Raw genomic sequence first — 19,709 nt, forward strand, 5'->3', positions numbered from 1 at the left:
CCGCATGTGCGGTTCGTCACATGTCGGGGCCACCGGCGCCGAGCACCGGACGGACCTCGACCAGGCCGAAGTTGGCCTCCGGGATCCGGGCGGCGTGCCCGACCGCCTGCTCGATGGTGTCGCACTCGATCAGGTAGATCCCGGCGACGTACTCCTTGACCTCGGGGAACGGGCCGTCGGTGGTGCTGATCTTGCCGTCGCGGACCAGGACCTTCTTGGCCTGACCCTGGTCGGCCAGGGCCTCGGAGACGATCAGCTCGCCCGACTCGGCCAGATCCTCCACCAGCGACATGTGCGCCTTGAAGCCCATCTCCCGCTCGGTGTCGGACATGTTCTGCCAGGCGTCCCGGGTCTGCTGGTTGTGGCTGATCATGATCAGGTACTTCATGGGTGCCTCCTGAAGGCTCGAACTATTTGCTTACCCGTATGTCGAAACCAACGAGCCAGCTTCGACATCCAGGCAGAAGCGCACGTGACGTGCGCCGATGTCGAGGAGGGCACCATGAGCACCGGTACCACACCGAGTTCGGACGAGGCGCTGGACGCGTCCGCGGACCGGCCGGACCCCCGTCGGTGGAAGGCGCTGGCGCTGCTCGGCTTCGTCCAGTTCATGTTCGTCATCGACATGACCGTGGTCAGCGTCGCGCTGCCGCGCATCCAGGGCGAGCTCGACATGTCCCGGACCGGGTTGGCCTGGGTCGTCAACGGCTACGTGCTGATGGCCGGCGGGCTGCTGCTGTTCGGCGGCCGGCTCGCCGACCTGTTCGGCCGGCGGCGGATCTTCGTCACCGGCGTGGTCATCTTCGCCATCGCCTCGGTCATCTCCGGGGCCGCGATGACCCCCGAGATGCTCATCTACAGCCGTTTCCTCCAGGGCATCGGTGAGGCGCTGGCCGCCCCGGCCGCGCTCGGCATCGTCTTCCTGCTCTTCTCGGCACCGGCCGACCGGGTCAAGGCGGTCGGCATCTGGGGTGGCCTGTCCGGCCTGGCCGGCACCCTCGGCCCGGTCGTCGGCGGGCTCATCGTCGCCGACGCCAGCTGGCGCTGGATCTTCTACGTCAACGTCCCGGTCGCGGTGATCGCGCTGGCCCTGGTGGGTCGGCTGGTCGGCGAGAGCCGGATGGAGCGCACCGGGCAGAAGTTCAACTTCGCCGGCGTGCTGACCGCCACGGCGGGTCTGGTGGCCATCGTCTACGGCCTGCTCCAGGCCGCCGAGCGGTCCTGGCTCTCGCCGCAGGTGCTGCTGCCGCTCCTCGGCGGGCTGGTGCTGATCGGGCTGATGCTGCTGATCGAGTCGCGGGCCGCCGCGCCGCTGATCCCGCTGCGCTTCTTCACCAACCGCACCCGCGCGGTGGGCTACCTGGTCGGCCTGACCCTCTCCTGCGCCTTCTTCGGCTTCACCTTCCTGACCACCCTCTTCGAGCAGCAGGTGCTCGGCTACTCGCCGCTCAAGGGCGGCCTCTCCTTCATCCCGGTGGGCCTGGGCATCGCCTTCGGCGTCGGGCTGTCCACCGGCATGATCCCGAAGTTCGGTGTCAAGCCGGTGATCATCGTGGGTCTGCTCGGCGTGACCGCCGGTCTGCTGCTGCTCAGCGGGATCTCCGTGGACACCCACTACGCCAGCGGCATCCTGCCCGGCATGGTGGTGCTGGGCCTGTTCTTCGGCCTGGCGATGCCCGGCACCGCCAACACCGCCCTCTACAAGGTGGGCACCCAGGACACCGGGCTCGCCTCCGCCATGCAGAACGTGATGCAGCAGGTCGGTGGCGCGCTCGGCCTGTCGGTCCTGGTGGCGCTGGCCCTGCGGCTCGGTGGGGACCGGCTCGCCGAGGGGGTGGAGGCGAGGGCCGCCGCCACCGAGGGCTACGTGCTGTCGTACCGGGTGTCGGCGGTGCTGCTCGTGGTCGTCGCCGTCACCGTGCTCCTGCTGCTGGACAAGATCGGCCTGCAGGGCGACTGGGCGGAGCCGGCCGCCCAGACCGACGCCGGGTCGGCCACCGCTGACACCCCGTCGGATGACCCCGGTGCCGTCGGCACCTCCGTCGACGACCGGTCCAGCGCCCCGCACAAACGCTGACCGGTCGGCGTCCGGGCCGTTGCCGCAGCCCGGACGTCGTATCCGTCCCGACCTGACCCACCCCCCAGGGTCTGTGCGGGACGTGCCGGCCGGCCCTCCCTCGGGCCGGCCGGCACCCGGGGCGGTCGGCCCGCCCCGGCGCGCCACCCGGACCGTCCCCCCGGTCCGGGCCGGAGAAGCCTGCCGTCCCCCCGGCAGGCGTCAGCCCCGCCGGATCCCCCTTCCGGCGGGGCTGACTCGGCCCGCGCGACCAGCACGTCGCGCGGCCCGGCGAGCGTGGGGCGCAGGTCAGCGGGCGGCAGCCTGCGGCACGGCCGCCTCGGTGGCCGGCTTCTCGTCCCGGCGGCGTCGTCGGCCGTTGAGCAGGGCACCGATGAACGTGTACCGGACCAGGTAGCGGTAACTGAGCAGGGTGACCGGGTAGGTGACCAACAGGATGGCCGGGAACTTGACGAACCACGGCACCGCCACCTGCGACACCGCCGCCTGCAGCGCCATCACCAGCGGGAGGTGGACGACATAGACCCAGTACGACGCGTCGGCCACGTACCGGATCGACGGGTTCGGCCGGGACAGGTGCCGCATCGCCGCCCCGATCAGGCCCATCGTCCAGGCCCAGACGGCGAGCGTGTAGACCACCGCGTAGCCGACCTTGTGCCAGCCCAGCGCCTCGGGCTCGGTGTCCGGGGTGAGCCCGACCATCGCCAGCGCCACGCCGGTCAGCACGACCGCCGCCACCAGGTTGCGGGGGTACCGCCGTTCCCACACCCGGATCACGTCCACCTGGCGGTTGAGCAGCCAGCCGAAACCGAACGCGCATCCGTAGGCGACCAGACCCACCGGGTTGGGGATCAGCCCGTTCTCGGCCGGCGGCACGCCGTACCAGAGCAGCCAGTCCTGCTTGAGCAGGAAGGCGACGCAGAGCGGGGCACCGACGACCAGCGGGGTGAGGTCACGGGCGACGACGCCCCGGACGATCGGGTCGACCAGCCCGCTGCGCCGGCTGCCGTCCGGGTCGACCAGGTTGACCACCGCGCGGACGGCCAGCGCCAGTACGTAGAGGACCAGCAGCCAGTAGAGGAACCACAGATGGGTCAGCGGGAACGTGCTCGGGGTCATCGGGGTGGCCCCCGGGACCTCCTCACCGGCCAGGTTCGCCGCGATGATGATCGCCACCACGGTGGAGAACATCACCACCGGCCAGAAGATCGCCAGCGGGGCGAGGATGCGCACGGCCCGGTTGCGGACGAACCCGCCGGTGCCACGCCGGTGCAGCAGCAACCGGGCGAAGAAGCCGGCGATCAGGAAGAACAGCGTCATCCGGAACACGTGGATGACGAAGTAGGTGCCGTTCATCACCGGGCTCGTCGACACGTCCCCCACCACCCAGGTGCGGGGCTCCAGGAAGGACAGTGTCGTGTGCAGGACGACGCCGAGGAGCAGGGCTCCGGCGCGTACCGCGTCGAGGGCGTGCAGTCGTTCGGAGGCGCTCGTGGCGGCGCCGGGGACAGGGGTCGAGGGGATGGCCATCTTCTGCTCTCCACTACCCGCGGTCTCGGGTCCGTCCCGATTCCGCGCGTTCGTCGGGCGTCGGGAATGGGCGGCGCCGGCCGGTCCGGACATGGTGGTGCGCGTACCGGCCCGACCGGCCGGACGGCACTGAGGGAGTTGCCGTCGACCGCTACCTGGAGGCTATAAAAAATAGACGAGCATGGTCATCCGCACTTGCGGCGAAATTGTTTCATCCTTTGGTTGCCGGCATCGGCCTTTCGGCCTTCCCGGCTGATTTGTCGTTGTCGCAAGTCGATTCCGACGGGCTGTGCGGGCATTGCGCCCCACCATTTGTCGGCGGATCAGGAGCGCTGGGTGGCGCGCAGCCGCAGGAACCGTTGCTCGGGGACGCTGAGGGTGGACCGGGCGGCCAGCAGGTAGTACCGCCGGGCCTCGTCCCGGTCGCCGAGCAGGTCGAGCAGGTGCGCCCGGACCACGTGCACCCGGTGGTTGCCGGCCAGCACCGGGTCGGCCTCGGCGGCGGCCAGCTCGGCGAGCGCGGCCCGCGGTCCGTCCACCATGGCGACCGCCACGATCCGGTTGAGCGCGACCATCGGACCGGGCGCGATGCGGCGCAGGAGGTTGTAGAGGCCGAGGATCTGCGGCCAGTCGGTCTCCTCGGCCCGGGCCGCCTCGTCGTGCACCGCGGCGATCGCCGCCTGCACCTGGTACGGGCCGACCGGTGCGCTGGCCAGGGTCCGGGTGATCAGCGCGACCCCCTCGGCGATCGCCCGCCCGTCCCATCGGGACCTGTCCTGCTCGGCCAGCGGGATCAGCGCTCCGTCCGACGCCGTCCGGGCCGGCCGGCGGGCGTCGGTGAGCAGCATCAACGCCAGTAGCCCGGTGACCTCCGGGTCGTCGGGCAGGTGTTCGTGCAACTGGCGGGTCAGCCGGATCGCCTCGGCGGTCAGCTCGATCCGGTTGAGTGCCGGCCCCGAGCTGGCCGTGTAGCCCTCGTTGAAGATCAGGTAGAGGACCTCCATCACGGCGGCCACCCGCGCCGGGCGTTCCTGCGGGGCGGGCATCCGGAACTCGATGCCGCTGGCCCGGATGCGCTGCTTGGCCCGACTGATCCGCTGCGCGACGGTGGACTCCGGCACCAGGAAGGCGCGGGCGATCTCGGCGGTGCTCAGCCCGCCGACCGCCCGCAGGGTGAGCGCCACCTGGGAGGCCCGGGTCAGCGCCGGATGGCAGCAGAGCATCAGCAGGGTCAGCGTGTCGTCGACAGCGGAGACCGGGCCGGGCTCCGGGCCGGTCAGCGCCGCCACCGCCCGTTCCCGGCGACGGCGGGCGGCGTCGTTGCGCCACAGTTCCGTCCAGCGGCGGGACGCCACAGTGGTCAGCCAGCCCCGGGGGTTGGCCGGCAGCCCCTCCTCGGGCCACTGCACGGCCGCCGCGAGCAGCGCCTCCTGCACGGCGTCCTCGCAGGTGTCGAAGCCGCCGTGCAGACGTACCAGGGTGGAGAGCACCTGCGGCGCGTGTTCGCGCAGCAGGTCCTCGACCTCCGTGGTAACTGTCACGCGTCCGCCCGGGGGGCGTCGAGGACCGGGCGCACCTCGACCAGGCCGAGCTGCGCCTCGGGAATCCGGGCCGCGTGCGCCACCGCCTGCTCGATGCTTGCGCACTCCACCAGGTAGAAGCCGGCCAGGTACTCCTTCACCTCGGGGAAGGGGCCGTCGGTGGCCGTCGTGCGGCCGCGCTCGACCCGGACCCGCCGGGCGGTGGACGGGTCGGCCAACGCCTCGGAGACGATGAGCTCACCGGTCGCGGCCAGCTCGTCGACGAGGGCGGTGTGCGCCTTGACGCCCAACTCCCGTTCGGCGTCGGACATGCCCTGCCACGCGTCACGAGCCTGTTCGTTGTGGCTGATCAGGATCAGATACTTCACCGCACCTCCAAGGTCGGAGATGATTGTCCCACCAGTGGGTCGAAACGGCACCGCCGCTTCGACACAATACAGAACCGCAGCTCAGGGTGGGTAGTTCGGCGCGGCGGCCGGTTGCCGCGTCGCTTTTGTCGGTGGGCTCGTGGCATCGGGTCGGGCGGGTCGGTGGCCGACGAAATGGAATTCGTCTTTGCGACATCGGGTGTTTCCCGACGCTCACCCCCGGTCGGCGACGAACTCCACGATCGACGTTCCGACATAGTCGATCATCTCATCGGTGAGCGCCGGGTAGACGCCGACCCACAGCGTCTGCTCGGTGACGATGTCGCTGTTGGTCAGGTCGCCCACCACCCGGTAGTGCTGGTTCAGGTAGGCCGGGTGCCGGGTCAGGTTGCCGGCGAACAGCTGCCGGGTGCCGATCCGCCGGTCCTCCAGGAACGCCACCAGCTCGGACCGGCTGAACGGCGCGCCCGGCTCGACGGTGATGACGAACCCGAACCAGCTCGGCTCGCTGTTCTCGGTGGCCTCGGGCAGCAGCAGGTGCGGCACCCCGTCGAGCCGCTCGCGCAGCCGACGCCAGTTGCGCCGGCGCAGCGCGGTGAACTCGTCCAGCTTGGCCAGCTGGGTCAGCCCCAGCGCGGCCTGCAGGTCGGTGGCCTTCAGGTTGTACCCGACGTGCGAGTAGATGTACTTGTGGTCGTAGCCCTGGGGGAGCGTGCCGAGCTGGTACTTGAACCGCTTCAGGCAGGTGTTCGACTCGCCGGGCGGGCACCAGCAGTCCCGACCCCAGTCGCGCAGCGACTCGACGATCCGGGCCAGCGCCAGGTTCGAGGTGAGCACGCAGCCGCCCTCGCCCATGGTCAGGTGGTGGGCGGGATAGAAGCTGACCGTGGACAGGTCGCCGAACGTGCCGGTCAGCGCACCGTCGTAGGTGGAGCCCACCGCGTCACAGTTGTCCTCCACGAAGAACAGGTCGTGCGCGTCGGCCAGCTCGGCCATCTCCCGCGCCGGATACGGGTTGCCCAGCGTGTGGGCCAGGATGATCGCGCGGGTCTTCGGGCCGATCGCCGCGGCGACCCGCTCCACCGTGGTGTTGTAGGTGCCCAGGTCGATGTCGACGAAGACCGGCACCAGCCCGTTCTGCAGGATCGGGTTGACCGTGGTGGGGAACCCGGCGGCCACCGTGACCACCTCGTCGCCGGGGCGCAGCTGCCGGTCCTCCAACAGGTCCGAGGTGAGCGCGCTGACCGCCAGCAGGTTCGCCGACGAGCCGGAGTTGGTCAGGTGGGCCTTGCGGCGGTGCAGCTTGCGGGCGAACTCCGACTCGAACCTGCGGGCCAGCGGGCCGGCCGCAATCCGCATGTCCAGCGCGGCCTCCACCAGCGCCACCCGGTCCTCGGCGTCGAGCAGCGCCCCGGAGGGCCAGATCTCGGTCACCCCCGGGATGAACGGCTGGTTGGGCTGCCCGTCCTGGTGGAACTTGCGGACCTCGTCGAGCAGCAGCGCTCTACGGTCACTCATGCCCCGATTCCTCCTCATGATCGCGACAGGTGTGCGTACCGGTGGCGGGGCCGGACCGTCCGTGGCCCGCGCCGGTGACCACCGGGGACGCGTGCTGGCGGGCGGTGCTCACGGCCGCCACCGGACGGATGACCCGCCGACCGCCGCCGGCGTGGGCGGTGTTCCGCCGACCAGCCGTTCCAACGCTTCGACGGTCTCGGCCGGCGACGGCTGTGCCGCGACCTCCCGGGCCACCGCCGCGGCCGCGGCCGCGAACCGGGCCTGGCCCAGTACCAGGTCCGCCGCGTCGGCCACCGCTCGCGGGGTCGCCACGTCCAGCCGGACGGCCACCCCCACGCCGGCGGCGGCGATCGCCTCCGCGTTCTCCAGCGCGTCGTCGAACTTGGGCAGCACGATCTGTGGGCAGCCCGCGGCCAGCGCGGTCAGGGCCGAACCCTGCCCGCCGTGGTGGATCAGCAGTCGGCACGTCGCCACCAGCTCCGACAACGGAATCCGGCCGGCGTGGCGGACCGCCGCCGGCAGCGGCGGCAGCTCCCGGGCGGCCTCGTCGTCGATGGCGAGGACCAGCTCGGCGTCGAGGGTGGCCAGCTCCTCGACCAGGCCGGTGAGCAGGCCACCCATCCCGCCGCCGGTCAGCTGCGGCAGGACGGTGCCCATGGTCAGCCCGATCCGGGGCCGCGACGACGGGTCGAGCAGCCACGTCGGCACCCGGGCGGCGCCGTTGTAGGGCACCGGCCGCAGCCCGAGGTGCGCCCGCGCGTGCGGCAGTCGCAGGCTGGGCGGCCACGGATCGAGCACCAGGTCGGCCCGGGGCAGCCGGGTCAACCCGAGCCGGTGCAGGTCACCCCGGAGCACCGTCTCGGCGGCGGCCCGGTACTCGACGAGTTCCGCGACCCCCCAGTGCAGCTCGACGTACGGGACGCCCTCGGCACGGGCGGCCACCGGACCGGCGTACTCGGAGCGCTCGGCGAGCACCAGGTCCGGTCGCCAGGACCGGACGGTGGCCAGGGTGCCGGCGAGGTTCCGCGACGCCATTGTCGCGAAAACCTCGCCGTGTCCGTAGGGGTCGTCCTCGATGCCGTGCGGCGAATCCGGCCGCATCAGGTCACGGACGTCCATCCCCGGCCCGCTGGAGACCGCCGGCAGGCCCGCCTGGGTCACCGTCGGCACGAAGTGCTCGGTGCACGCGACCAGCACCTCGTGCCCCGCCGCCCGCAACGCCCAGGCGAGCGGCACGAGCGGGAAGAGATGACCGTGCATCGGTGCGCTGGTGATCAGCACGCGCATCTGCGGCTCCGACGGCTATGGCGCCGCCGGAATGCGCGGCGACGGATACCGGCACTGACTGTTACCAATAGCGGTACTGCCTATGACCAATTGATCGTTGCAGAGGCGGGGGAGGCGGACACCTCCGAGCGTGCCGTCTGGCCGCTCAGCCGGCCGGCCGGACCGTCACCACGCTCGGCAGGCCGTTGTCCGCCGCCGCCTCCAACGGGGCGACCCGGGAGCCGGTCACCGCGATGCCGTCCATCCGGACCACCGGGGCGAACCAGGCCAGTTCGGTCAGCCGGGCCACCGCCTGCTGGAACAGCCCCGCCTGGGTGGCCGGGTCCGGCTCGGCGATCGCCCGGTCCAACGCCTGCCGCAGCTGGGCGTCGTCGGTGGCGTACGGGTTGAACGGGTTGGCGACCGGGCGCATGAAGTCCAGCGAGGACAGATAGGTCGGCAGGTTGCCGTAGCCGAACGCGGTGACCGGGAACTTGCGCGACATCACGTGCTCCAGCCACTGCGGCACCTGGGTGTCGGTGGTCAGCTCCACGGTCACCCCGATCTTCTTCCACTGCCCGGCCACCACCTGCGCCACGGCGGCGATGCCCGGGGTGTGCGCCTCCGCCTTGACGGTGAAGCCGTTCGGGTAACCCGCCTCGGCGAGCAGCGCCTTGGCCCGGTCCGGGTCGTACGGGTAGCGGTCGTCCAGGGCCGCCTGGTAGCCGTCGAAGCCGGGGGCGGCGATCTGGCTGGTCGGGTGGGCGAACTCGCCGAAGATCGTCGTGGCGATCGTGGCCCGGTCGATGGCGTGGTTCAACGCCTGACGCACCCGCACGTCGCGCAGCGGCGCGGCGACCGTGCCGTCGCGGTCGGCGAGCACCATGCCGAGCACCGCCACGCTGGCCGTGATGTGCTTGAGCCCGGCGGCGGCGACCGCCGGTCCGGCGTCGGCGTTCAGCGCGGCGTAGTCGATCTGGCCCGCCTGGATGGCCTGCACGGTGGCGTTCGCGTCCGGCAGCACCCGGACCACGACCTTCTTCCAGTGCTGCCCCTCCTTGTTCCAGTACCGGGGGTTGGGCAGGTAGGTGTAGTGGTCGCCGGCCACGGTGCCGGCCGGGTCGAGCTGGTAGGGGCCGGCGCCGAAGGTGCGCTGGGCGAGCTGCCCCGGGTCGGTCAGCCCGGCGGGGGAGACCACCGAACCGGAGAGGATCGCCTGGCTGAACAGCTGCCGCATGACCGGGTTCGGACTGCTGTTGGTGACCACCACGGTGGCCGCGTCGGGCGCGGTGATGCTGGCGATGGTGGCCGCCCAGGTCTTCGCCTTCGGGCTGACCGTCCGCATGTACTCCAACGACCTGACCACCGCCGGGGCGTCCAGCGGGGTGCCGTCGGCGAAGGTCAGCCCCGGGCGCAGCTTGAGCTGGAAGACCTTGTTCTGCCGGTCGACGTAGCCGAACGACTCGGCCAGCTCGCCGGTGAACGTCCGGTCGGCGTTCATCCGGATCAGCGGGGCGTACGCCAGCGCCACTGTCGGAATGTTGTTCAGGTCGATGTTGGCCTTGTACGGGTCGAGCGTCGGCGGGGCCGCCACCGCCATGGTCAGGACGGCGTCGTCACCGCCGCCCCCCTCCTCGGCGGTGCCGGAACAGGCGGTCAGCGAGCCGACCGTGAGCAGCGCGGCGGCGACCAGGAGACGTACCTGGTGGACGCTCCGGCGCGGACGATGCGCGAACATGGCCATCCTTTCCCGGCGGGTGCCGGTGTCGAGGGGGTGCGGGTGTGGACGGTGCGAGATGCGGTCAGGGTGGCGGTGAGACGCCCGCCGGGGCCGCCGGCGCGGGGTGTGCCGCCGACGCCAGGTCGGCGTGCCGCAGGCAGGCGCTCAGCGCGCCGGTGGCCGTCGGTGCCAGCGGCGGGCGCTGCCGGGTGCAGGCGTCGATCCGGTACGGGCAGCGGGCCGCGAACCGGCACCCGCCGTCCCCGCCCACCCCGGCGTCGGACGTCGGGCCGGCCGGCTGTTGCCGGCCGGCGGCGGCGAGCGCGGCGCGGGCCGGACCCGGGTCCGGCACCGGCGCGGCGGCCAGCAGGGCCCGGGTGTACGGGTGCGCGGGCCGCCGGTACACCGCGTCGGCGGGGCCGGACTCGACGACCTGCCCCCGGTAGAGCACCACGATCCGGTGCGACAGGTGCCGCACCACCGCCAGGTCGTGGGCGATGAACAGGTGCCCGAACCCGAGGTCGGCCTGCAGGTCGGCGAGCAGGTTGATGATCTGCGCCCGGACGGACAGGTCCAACGCGGACACCGGCTCGTCGGTGACCAGCAGGCGGGGGGTGCCGACCAGCGCCCGCGCCAGGGCGATGCGCTGCCGCTGCCCGCCGGAGAACTGGCCGGGGTAGCGGTGCGCCGCCTCCGCCGGCAGGCCCACCCGCAGCAGCGCCTCGACGACCAGCGCCCGACGCCGGGCCGGGTCGAGACCCCGCCGGTTGAGCAGCGGCTCGACCAGGCAGTCGCCGATCCGGCGGGCCGGGTTGAGCGAGCTGAACGGGTCCTGGAACACCAGCTGCACGTCGTGGCTGAGCGCCCGCCGCTGCCGCCGCCCGGCGTGCGTGACGTCCACCCCGTCGACGCCGATCCGGCCGTCGGTCACCGGGGTCAGGCCCAGGATCGCGCGGGCGATCGTCGACTTGCCCGAGCCGGACTCCCCGACCAGGCCGACCGTCTCACCGGCGGCCACCGTCAGGCTCACCCCGTCCACCACCCGCGTCGCCGACCGGCGGCGTCCGAGGTCGACCACCAGGTCGTCCACCGTCAGCAACGGCCGCCCGGTCACGCCGCCACCCGGCTCTCGTCGGGCCGTACGCAGCGCACGGCGTGCGCCGGTGCGGTCCGGTCCAGCGGCACCGGGGCCCGCCGGCAGGGCTCGACGGCCAGCGGGCAGCGCGGCGCGAACCGGCACCCCGTCGGCCAGTTCCCGGGGGCCGGGACCGTGCCGGCGATGGTGGGCAGCCGGCCCGCCCCGGACGCCCGGTGCGGATCGGCCGCCAGCAGCCCCCTGGTGTACGGGTGCCGGGGACGGGCGAACAGCTCGGTCACCGGGCAGGACTCGACGACCTGACCGGCGTACATCACCACCGCCCGGTCGCACAGCGCCGCCACCACCCCCAGGTCGTGGGTCACCAGCAGCACGGCGAGCCGCCGTTCCCGGCTGGTCCGGGCCAGCAGGGCCAGGATCTCGGCCTGCCGGGTGACGTCCAGCGCGGTGGTCGGCTCGTCGGCGATCAGCAGTTCCGGGTCGCCGGCCAGGGCGAAGGCGATCGCCACCCGCTGGGCCATCCCCCCGGACAACTGGTGCGGATACCGACGCGCGGTGCTATCCGGCTCGGGCAGGCCGACGTCGCGCAGCAGCGCCACCACCCGTTCGCGGGCGGCCCGTCGGCCCGCGCCGGTGTGCCGCCGGACCGCCTCGGCGAGTTGGACCCCGACGCGCAGGGTCGGGTCCAGGCTGACCATCGGGTCCTGGGCGACGTAACCGATCCGCCGGCCCCGCACGGTGCGCCACTGCCGGTCGGTGGCCCGCACCAGGTCGAGGCCGGCGAAGTGGCAGCTGCCGGTGACCCGGCCGTCGCCCGGCGGCAGCCCGAGCACGCTCAGCGCGGTGACCGTCTTGCCGCAGCCCGACTCGCCGACCAGACCGACGATCTCCCCGGGGGCGATGTCGAGGTCGACGTCGCTGACCACGGTGGTGCCGTCCGGGGTGGCCGCGTCGGGACGGCCGGGGAGCCGGACCGACAACCCGCGTACCGACAGCAGGGCGTCGGGGGCGGGTGACGCCGGGACGGCCGTAGGCGCGGCCGGGGTGACGCCCACCCGGTGCCGGCCGGTCCGACCGGGGCGCCGCCGTCGGCGGGCCAGCTTCGTCGTCGACCAGGCGGCGGTCGTGCCGTCGCGGGCGGCATCGCCGAGTAGCACGAAGGAGAGTACGGTCAACGCGACCGCCAGCCCCGGCGGGACCAGGGCCCACGGATGCCGGACGATCACCATCCGCGCCTCGTCGATCATGCCGCCCCAGCTCGGCTCCGGCGGCGGTGGGCCGAAGCCGAGGAACGCCAGGCTCGCCTGCATCACCAGGGCGACCGCCGCGACCAGGGACGCCTGGACGATGACCAGGCCGCGCAGCCGGGGCAGCACGTGCCGGCGCAGGATCTGCGGGGCGGAGAGCCCGGCCAGCCGGGCCGCCGCGATGAACAGTTCCTCCCGGGTGGACCGGGTGGCGGCCCGGACCACCCGGATCAGGCCGGAGGAGAGCAACAGCCCGAAGGTCAGCATGGCGATCGTGACGTCACCCGGGAAGACGGCCACCACCACCAGCAGGATCACGATGGCCGGCAACGAGAACAGCAGGTCGGCCAGCCGGCCGACCAGGGCGTCGACCAGCCCGCCGAGGTAGCCGGCGAGCAGGCCCAGGCCCACCCCGACCACGGTGGCCGTCAGCACCGCCACCAGCACCCCCCACAGGGTGCCCGCCGCGCCGTACGCGAGCCGGCTGAGCAGGTCCTGGCCGAGCCGGTCGGTGCCCAGCGGGTGCGCGGCCGACGGCCCACCCAGGGCGGCCGGCAGGTCCTGCTCGACCGGGTCGCGGCCGGTGACCAGCTCGGGGTGCAGCGCGCAGGCCAGCGCCAGCAGCAGCCACAGCACGGCGAGCAGCACCAGCGGCCGCCGCAGCAACCGCGTCGCCAGCGCCGCCGGCCGGCTCACCGGGCCCCCACCCGGGGGTCCAGCCACGCCTGCGCCAGATCGGCGAGCAGCCCGATGACCACGACGATCAGGGTGTAGCAGACCACCGCCCCCTGGAGCACCGGAATGTCGTGCTGGGCGGCGGCGAGCGCGGCTCCGGAGCCCAGGCCGGGCAGGCCGAAGATGTTCTCGATCAGCACGGTCGCGCCGAGCAGACTGGCGGAGATCACCCCGAGCAGCGCGACCACCGGCACCGCCGCGGTGCGCAACGCGTGCCGGTAGACGATCGACCGGGTGGACAACCCGTTGGCCTGCATCACCCGGACGAAGTCGCGGCTCAGCACGTCCAGCATGGAGTCGCGGGTCTGTTTGGCCACCGCGGTGACCGCCGCCAGCGACGTCGCGGCCACCGGCAACGCCAGCGACTGCAGCCACTGCACCGGGGACTCCCCGAACGGCGCGTAGCCGGTGGCCGGGAAGAGCCGCCACCGCACCGCCAGCCAGGTGATCAGCACCAGGGCCAGCCAGAATCCGGGTACGGCGAGCCCCACCACCGAGGCCACGTCGACCAGCCGCCCGAGCGGTCCACCCCGGACGGCGCTGAGCACGCCGAGGGCGGTGCCGAGCACGCCGACGGTCAGCGTGGCCAGCAGGATCAGTGACAGCGTCGGCGCCAACCGGCTGGCGATCAGCGGGCCGACCGCCGTGCCGGTGCCCACCGACCGGCCCAGGTCGCCGTGCACGGCGTCGGTCAGCCAGCTGAGGTACTGCACGGTCAGCGGGCGGTCCAGCCCCATCTGCCGGTGCAGGGCCTCGACCTGCTCGGGCGGGGCCAGCGGGCCGAGCACCGTACGGGCCGGGTCACCGGGCACCAACGAGATCAGCAGGAAGCACAGGACCGACACGACGAACAGCAGTGGCCCGGTCCAGGCCAGGCGGCGCAGGACTAGCCGGACCATGGCCGCCGGTGGCCGTCCGCACCGACGCCTCGACGGACGCCGATCCCCCCTGTGGTCGTACGGCCGGCCGGGTCGCCGGCGTCGTCGAGTCTGATGGCGTCACGCTCCAGCCGTCGGTGGTCAGGGACGACCCGCCGACGTCCGTGATCAGCGGCGCGTCAGGGGCCGTGTCCACGCTGGCAGAGCGGAGGTACCGTTGTCTTCCGCAGACGTGCTCACCCGGTGGGCTTCCCGGCACCGCCACCGGTGTGCGATAGAACTTCCATCACGAGCATGTCCCAGGTGGCGCGGGGCGGCATCTGGTGGCCCACCCCCTGCAACGGCAACAGCCGGGCGACGGGCAGTTCGGCGGCCAACGCCTCCCCGTGCCCGTACGGGAAGAGCGGGTCCTCGGTGCCGTGCACCACCAGGGCCGGCACGGTGATGCCGGGCAGCGCGTCACGGTACTCCGCCCCGCCGTCGATCGACCAGTGGTTGGCCAGGCTGGCCCGGATGTCGACGGTACGCGCCACCGCCCGTGCCACGAGTTCCCGCAGCTCCGCTCCGGCCAGTGGGACGCTGCCCGTCAACGGTCGCTGGCCGGCGGCGATGTGCTCCACGACGGAGTCCGGGTCGGCCCAGTCCGGGTCGGGCCGGGACTTCCCGAAGCTCGCCATCAGCGCCTGCGTCATCGGCGGCAGGTCGGGGTAGGGGCGCTTGCCGATCCGTAGGGCGGGGCTGGTCGAACTCAACGTCAGCGAGGCGACCCGATCCTGGTGCTCCACGGCGAGCCGCTGGGCGATCGCGCCGCCCATCGAGATGCCCCAGACGTGGGCCGCCCCGAGGTCGAGCCGGTCGATCAGGGCGGCGGCGTCGGCGACCAGGTCGTCGAAGTGGTAGTCGGGGGCGCCGGCCGGCCAGCCGGTGGACCGGCCGGTGTCGCGGTGGTCGTAGCGCACCACGTACCGGCCGCCGTCGGCGAGTCGCCGGCACAGCCCGTCGGCCCACCAGTCCATCGAGTTCGACGCCCCGCTGACCAGCAGCAACGCCGGATGTCCCGGCGAGCCGAAGGTGTCGACGCAGATCCGCACGCCGTTGGCGGGGACGTGTCGTTCCGTCCCCGCCAACAGGTCCTCGTCGCCAACGGTCCGATGTGTACTCAAGACGGTCTCCTCATGCCCTCGGACCACGCGCGGGAATTCCGCGACCACCGCCGGTCACCATGCGGGATGATTATCCGCCCCACCGCCTGAGCAAACCGCGTAAAACGCCGGCTATGCCACGAGATGTTCCACCGAGTGGAGAAGCTCGTCGAGGTCGTCGGTGACCACCCTCCCGTCCCGCCAGCGGGCCAACGGGTCCGTCCGTACCGCCGCCCGCAGCCGCTCGGCCCGCTGCACCGTCGGCTCCGGGTCCGCCCCGTCCCCGGCCCGGTGGGCCAGCGCCGCGTCGATCCGGTCCAACCGCGCCCCGGCGGTCTCCCACACCGCCTCCGCCGCCGTGACCACCTCGGCGACCCCCCGGAACAGCTCGTCCATCCGGGCCACCGCCGCCGCCACGGTCAACTCCACTCGGCCGTCGTCAGTGATCCGCCGCCGCGCCAGCGGCGGCGGCGGGCCGGTGACCACCACCGACGCCTGGTCGAGCAGGGCACTGACCCGGGCCAGCTCCGCCCCGGACGGCTGCCCGGGGCCGGCGAACGGCCGGACCACCTCGTCGACCACCGCCGAGTAGGCGTGGTAGACCGTCCACAACTGCGCCAGATCCGCCCGCGCGGCGGCCCACCGACGGGCCGACTCCCCGGTCAGCTCGGCGGCGGCCAACAGATGCCGGTCCAGGTGCCGTTCCAGGTCCACCAGGTTGGCCTGGATGGCGTCCCGGTCGGTGACCGCCGCCGCCACCGCCGCCCCGGCCTGCGGCGGGGACAGCACGTCGACGGTGGCGGTGGCCAGCAGCGGAGCCCGCAGCAGCGCCGGTGGTCGCGGCGTCGGCCGCCGTCGCCGGGCCAGCGCGGCGTCCACCCGGGCGGCGAGCGGCTGCTCGACCAGCCGGTGGCTGAGCGTGGCCAGCAGCACCGCGCCGAGCAGGGTCACCGTCTCGAGCTCCCAGAACCCGGCCGTGCCGTACAACTCGCGGATCGGGCGGACGGCACCGCTGAACACGGCCCCCGGCTGGAGGTAGAAGTGCATCACCGCGAAGTGCCACAGGTAGACGCCGTAGGAGACCTTGCCGAGGTGGACCACCGGGCGGGCGGTCAGCACCGCGTCCACCATCCGGGTCCGGGCCGCGCCCGGCGACACCAGCGGCAGCGACGCGAACAACCCGAACAGGGCCACCATCAGGTACGTCATGAACAGGCCACTGGTCGAGTAGATCGCGTCCATTCCGATCACACTGAACGGACGGGCGCAGTTGACCAGGTAGACCGCGACCGCGGCGACCCAGAACAGCCCCGGGCGCAGCGCGGCGAGCCGCAGCAGCCGGGGCGTGTCCCCGGGCGACACCTGCGACAACGCCAGCAGCACGGCCAGCCCGAGGCCGATGCCGATGGTCGGCGCGAACCCCTGCGGCCACCAGAACACCATCCGGTTGTCCCAGCCGTTGCCCTTGACGAAGAACAGCCAGCCGATCCCGATGGCGATCAGCACCGGCACCGGGAGCAGCAGCCGCCGGGCCCGCGCCACCGGGGTCGCGCCCCGGGCGGCGAAGCGGTGGCTCGCCCAGGCGATCAGCGGCAGCGCCAGGTACCACTGCACCATGCTCGGCACCGTCCAGCTGACCTCCATCCCGTTGATGAAGTGCGGCGCGAACGGGCTCGGCGAGTAGATCTGCAACAGCAGCAGCGGACGCAGCACGTACCAGGGGCCGTCGATGGCGTCCCGGTTCAACGCCACCAGCACCACCAGGTACATCAGGTAGTACGCCGGCAGCAGCCGCATCAGCCGACGGACCATCGTCGCGCCCTGCGGCGGGCGCGGCCGGCCCGCGATGATCGCCCGGGCCAGCGGCAGGTACAGGTAGAGCGCGGGCAGGACGAAGAACACCCCGATGAACGAGGGCAGCCCGCTGACGAAGAACCCGCCGAGGAAGTTGCTCGGCGGTCGGGGCGCACCCAGCGCCTTGGTGCCCAGCAGCCCGGAGAACATCGCCACGTGCACGGTCAGCAGCGCCAACGCCGCCAACCCGCGGATGCCGAAGATCGCCGGGTCCCGGTCACCGCCCGTACGGCCCGTGGCGGCCGTGGCCCCGCCGCTGTCCCTGGTCGTCACGCTCACGTACTCGTCCTTTCGGTCCGGCCGGCGGTGCGCCGACCGGGATCCGGCCGGGACCCACGGCACGCGGGATGGTCGTCGCCGGCGTCCTGCGGGCCGGGAGGTCAGCGGATGACGGACCGCACGAACCGCAGCGTCGTACGCACCTCGGGGCTCTCCGCCAACTCCACCGCCCGCTTCAGCTCAGGCACCCGGTCGAGGACCAGGTCCCGCAGCCGGCGCAGCTCGGCGGAGTTGATGCTGAAGGTCGTGGTCCCGTCCTCGTTCTCGGTCACCTGCGGCACGTGTCCGCCTCCTCGTCTCGGCCGTCCGCGCGGCGCCGGGTGCCGGCACCGCGCCGTCGGGGCCGCGGCTGTCGGCGGCACCCGTCGTACCCGGTTCGAGGATGGAACCGCCGAGGTGGGGGGTCATCTCCGAGCGTGCTCAGCCCGCTCGGGCCGACCCCGCCGGCCGGCCGACCCGCGCCGCGCCGACCGGCCGCGCCGCCCGTGGGCCGGTGACCGTCCGCATTGGGCACGTTCGAGGACGTGCCGCCCCCTCGTCCTCTGCTTCCATGGGCAGCACACCTGGCGAGCCGCACGCCCGGCGGTGTGCGTGGCGGGGCGCTACCCGTCCCCGCCCCGCGTGGGCCGCCGACCGAGTTCAGGGAGGCACCGCAGATGGGCGACCACGTCGCAGCGAGCAGTACCGCGCGAAGCGGTGGGGTGATCGACCGGCTACGCGCCGCCTTCGGCGGCGGGCCACAGGCCCCGGTGACGCCCCGCATCCTGGGCGACCGGGCGGTGGTGGCCGGCGGCAGCATCGCCGGCACGCTGGCCGCCCGGGTGCTGTCCGACTGGTACCGGGAGGTCGTCGTGGTGGACCGCGACGAGGTGCTCGGGGTCACCGGGATGCGCAAGGGCGCGTCGCACGCCGTGCACGCGCACGGGCTGCACGCCCGGGGTTACCTGATCCTGTCCGATCTCTTCCCCGGCCTGCTCGACGACGCCAAGGAGCTGGGCCTGCCGGTCCGCGACTTCGGGCTGATGCGGTGGTACTTCAACGCCCGCCCGATCGCCCGTACCGAGACCGGGCTGCTCTCCGTGGCCGGCAACCGGCCGGTGCTGGAGAACTACCTGCGTTCCCGGGTGGCCGGGCTGCCCAACGTGACCTACCGGCAGCACACCGACGTGCTGGGTCTGGTGGCCACCGCGGACCGGGGCCGGGTCACCGGGGTCCGCATCCAGCAGCGCACCCCGGGCAGCCCCGAGGAGCGAATCGACGCCGACCTGGTGGTCGACGCCACCGGCCGGGGCTCCCGGCTGCCCGTCTGGCTGGCCGAGCTGGGCTACGAACGGCCGGTCGAGGAGCGGATGACGATCGGGCTGGCGTACACCACCCGCACCTACCGGCGGCGGCCCGGCACCTTCGACGGGCCGGTCGCGATCAACCCGGTGGCCTCGCCCGAGCACCCCCGGGGGGCGTTCTTCGGGCAGACCGCCACCGGTGACTTCCGGCTCAGCCTCACCGGCATTCTCGGCGACCACCCGCCGACCGACCCGGCGGGCTTCGAGGAGTACGTCCGGACCCTGCCGGTGGCCGACATCCACCAGGCGGTCCGCGACGCCGACCCGACCGGCGACGCGGTGTCGTTCACCTTCCCGGCCAGCGTCTGGCGGCACTACGAGCGGCTGTCCCGGTTCCCCGCCGGGCTGGCCGTGCTCGGCGACGCGGTGTGCAGCTTCAACCCGGTCTACGGCCAGGGGATGACCGCCGCGGCGATGCAGGTGACCGCGCTGCGCCGGTTCCTCGACCGGCAGCCCGGCGTCGACGGCCGCTCCTACCTGCGGGACGTGGCCCGGCTGATGCGCCACCCGTGGCAGCTGTCCACCCGTACCGACCTGGACTTCCCCGGGGTGGGGCCGCGGTCGCTGCCGATCCGGCTGCACAACGCCTACCTGGTCCGCCTCCAGTACGCGATGACCAAGGACCCCGAGGTGACCCGGGCCTACATGCGGGTCGCCGGCCTGGTCGACCCGCCGCGCATGCTGTGGCGGCTACCGCTGGTGCTCAGGGTGCTCCGGCTGGCCCGGGACATGCCGGCCACCTCGCCGGTCCCCGAGCCCGCCCCCACCCCCGCCGCCGGGCCGGTCCCGACGCCCGCGCCGGCCGCCGCGCCGGCCTCCGGGGTGGGGGACGAGCCGGCGGGCCCGGTGGACGCCGGGCAGCGCTCCGGGTCCTGACCGGACTCGGACTGACCGGCGGCGGGGCGTAACGACCTGCCGGGGTCCACCCGGGCGTCGGCGTCGCCGTGGCACGCCGGGACGGTCACCGCGCCGACCGGCACGGGGGCGCGGTTTGACCCGGCCCGTTCTGCCCGGGCGGCAGCCGCCGGGCCGGCTGCCGGCCCGGCCGATGAGGGCGGAGCCCGGGGACACCGCGCGGACCGGAGCCCGGGACGGCAGCCGGAGCCGGCGCGGGA

Annotated in this window: 15 protein-coding genes; 2 read left to right on the forward strand and 13 right to left on the reverse strand. The window is 73.3% G+C overall.

What is annotated here, in order from left to right; all coding sequences use genetic code 11:
- Positions 1-16: 16 nt before the first annotated feature.
- Positions 17-388 carry a YciI family protein gene (locus tag ACN267_RS06580; RefSeq protein WP_204960468.1) on the reverse strand — a complete coding sequence of 124 codons (372 nt, stop codon included), beginning with the start codon at positions 386-388 and terminating at the stop codon, positions 17-19.
- Between the two features lie 114 nt (positions 389-502).
- Here ACN267_RS06580 and ACN267_RS06585 point away from each other — a divergent pair, with 114 nt between their 5' ends.
- Positions 503-2,077, forward strand: a complete 1,575-nt coding sequence (locus tag ACN267_RS06585; protein ID WP_281896902.1) for a DHA2 family efflux MFS transporter permease subunit — start codon at positions 503-505, stop codon at positions 2,075-2,077.
- 288 nt (positions 2,078-2,365) lie between these two features.
- Here the strand turns inward: ACN267_RS06585 and ACN267_RS06590 are convergent, their stop codons facing one another.
- The 12 genes from ACN267_RS06590 to ACN267_RS06645 all read right to left on the reverse strand — a co-directional run bounded on the left by ACN267_RS06590 (position 2,366) and on the right by ACN267_RS06645 (position 17,532).
- Entirely contained in the window at positions 2,366-3,607 is a 1,242-nt protein-coding gene (locus ACN267_RS06590) for an acyltransferase family protein (RefSeq protein ID WP_281896905.1), read from the reverse strand.
- A 323-nt stretch (positions 3,608-3,930) separates the two neighbouring features.
- Positions 3,931-5,148, reverse strand: a complete 1,218-nt coding sequence (locus ACN267_RS06595) for an RNA polymerase sigma factor (RefSeq protein ID WP_204960471.1) — start codon at positions 5,146-5,148, stop codon at positions 3,931-3,933.
- Positions 5,145-5,516 carry a YciI family protein gene (locus tag ACN267_RS06600; protein WP_204960472.1) on the reverse strand — a complete coding sequence of 124 codons (372 nt, stop codon included), beginning with the start codon at positions 5,514-5,516 and terminating at the stop codon, positions 5,145-5,147. The genes ACN267_RS06595 and ACN267_RS06600 overlap by 4 nt, the downstream gene beginning before the upstream one ends.
- 213 nt (positions 5,517-5,729) lie before the next feature.
- Positions 5,730-7,034, reverse strand: coding sequence for a lipopolysaccharide biosynthesis protein RfbH (gene rfbH, locus ACN267_RS06605; RefSeq protein WP_204960473.1), 1,305 nt, complete (start codon positions 7,032-7,034; stop codon positions 5,730-5,732).
- A 108-nt stretch (positions 7,035-7,142) separates the two neighbouring features.
- Positions 7,143-8,321 carry a nucleotide disphospho-sugar-binding domain-containing protein gene (locus ACN267_RS06610; RefSeq protein ID WP_204960474.1) on the reverse strand — a complete coding sequence of 393 codons (1,179 nt, stop codon included), beginning with the start codon at positions 8,319-8,321 and terminating at the stop codon, positions 7,143-7,145.
- A 145-nt stretch (positions 8,322-8,466) separates the two neighbouring features.
- The gene (locus ACN267_RS06615) at positions 8,467-10,038 is read right to left on the reverse strand and encodes an ABC transporter substrate-binding protein (protein ID WP_421488194.1); all 1,572 of its coding nucleotides are present in this window, start codon (positions 10,036-10,038) and stop codon (positions 8,467-8,469) included.
- 64 nt (positions 10,039-10,102) lie between these two features.
- Positions 10,103-11,134, reverse strand: a complete 1,032-nt coding sequence (locus ACN267_RS06620; RefSeq protein ID WP_281896911.1) for an oligopeptide/dipeptide ABC transporter ATP-binding protein — start codon at positions 11,132-11,134, stop codon at positions 10,103-10,105.
- Positions 11,131-13,059, reverse strand: a complete 1,929-nt coding sequence (locus ACN267_RS06625) for a dipeptide/oligopeptide/nickel ABC transporter permease/ATP-binding protein (protein ID WP_421488195.1) — start codon at positions 13,057-13,059, stop codon at positions 11,131-11,133. Before ACN267_RS06625 ends, ACN267_RS06620 begins: the two co-directional genes overlap by 4 nt.
- Positions 13,056-13,997 (reverse strand): ABC transporter permease, encoded by a 942-nt coding sequence (locus ACN267_RS06630; protein WP_421488196.1) that lies wholly within the window; start codon positions 13,995-13,997, stop codon positions 13,056-13,058. Before ACN267_RS06630 ends, ACN267_RS06625 begins: the two co-directional genes overlap by 4 nt.
- Positions 13,998-14,212: 215 nt before the next feature.
- The gene (locus ACN267_RS06635; RefSeq protein ID WP_204960479.1) at positions 14,213-15,139 is read right to left on the reverse strand and encodes an alpha/beta fold hydrolase; all 927 of its coding nucleotides are present in this window, start codon (positions 15,137-15,139) and stop codon (positions 14,213-14,215) included.
- 111 nt (positions 15,140-15,250) lie between these two features.
- The gene (locus ACN267_RS06640) at positions 15,251-17,251 is read right to left on the reverse strand and encodes an acyltransferase family protein (RefSeq protein ID WP_204960480.1); all 2,001 of its coding nucleotides are present in this window, start codon (positions 17,249-17,251) and stop codon (positions 15,251-15,253) included.
- Positions 17,252-17,352: 101 nt separating this feature from the next.
- Positions 17,353-17,532, reverse strand: coding sequence for a hypothetical protein (locus ACN267_RS06645; protein ID WP_204960481.1), 180 nt, complete (start codon positions 17,530-17,532; stop codon positions 17,353-17,355).
- A gap of 375 nt (positions 17,533-17,907) precedes the next feature.
- Here ACN267_RS06645 and ACN267_RS06650 point away from each other — a divergent pair, with 375 nt between their 5' ends.
- A complete protein-coding gene (locus ACN267_RS06650; RefSeq protein ID WP_204960482.1) occupies positions 17,908-19,470 on the forward strand; it encodes an FAD-dependent oxidoreductase in 1,563 nt (520 codons plus the stop codon).
- The last annotated feature ends 239 nt before the right edge of the window (positions 19,471-19,709 follow it).

Source organism: Micromonospora sp. WMMD734, assembly GCF_049178975.1.
In the GTDB taxonomy this organism is placed as follows: domain Bacteria; phylum Actinomycetota; class Actinomycetes; order Mycobacteriales; family Micromonosporaceae; genus Micromonospora; species Micromonospora wenchangensis.

Coding starts and splice junctions, on each gene's coding strand:
- ACN267_RS06580 (WP_204960468.1), bottom strand. CDS start 388: ATGAAGTACCTGATCATGATCAGCCACAACCAGCAGACCCGGGACGCC.
- ACN267_RS06585 (WP_281896902.1), top strand. CDS start 503: ATGAGCACCGGTACCACACCGAGTTCGGACGAGGCGCTGGACGCGTCC.
- ACN267_RS06590 (WP_281896905.1), bottom strand. CDS start 3,607: ATGGCCATCCCCTCGACCCCTGTCCCCGGCGCCGCCACGAGCGCCTCC.
- rfbH (WP_204960473.1), bottom strand. CDS start 7,034: ATGAGTGACCGTAGAGCGCTGCTGCTCGACGAGGTCCGCAAGTTCCAC.
- ACN267_RS06610 (WP_204960474.1), bottom strand. CDS start 8,321: ATGCGCGTGCTGATCACCAGCGCACCGATGCACGGTCATCTCTTCCCG.
- ACN267_RS06615 (WP_421488194.1), bottom strand. CDS start 10,038: ATGTTCGCGCATCGTCCGCGCCGGAGCGTCCACCAGGTACGTCTCCTG.
- ACN267_RS06630 (WP_421488196.1), bottom strand. CDS start 13,997: ATGGTCCGGCTAGTCCTGCGCCGCCTGGCCTGGACCGGGCCACTGCTG.
- ACN267_RS06650 (WP_204960482.1), top strand. CDS start 17,908: ATGGGCGACCACGTCGCAGCGAGCAGTACCGCGCGAAGCGGTGGGGTG.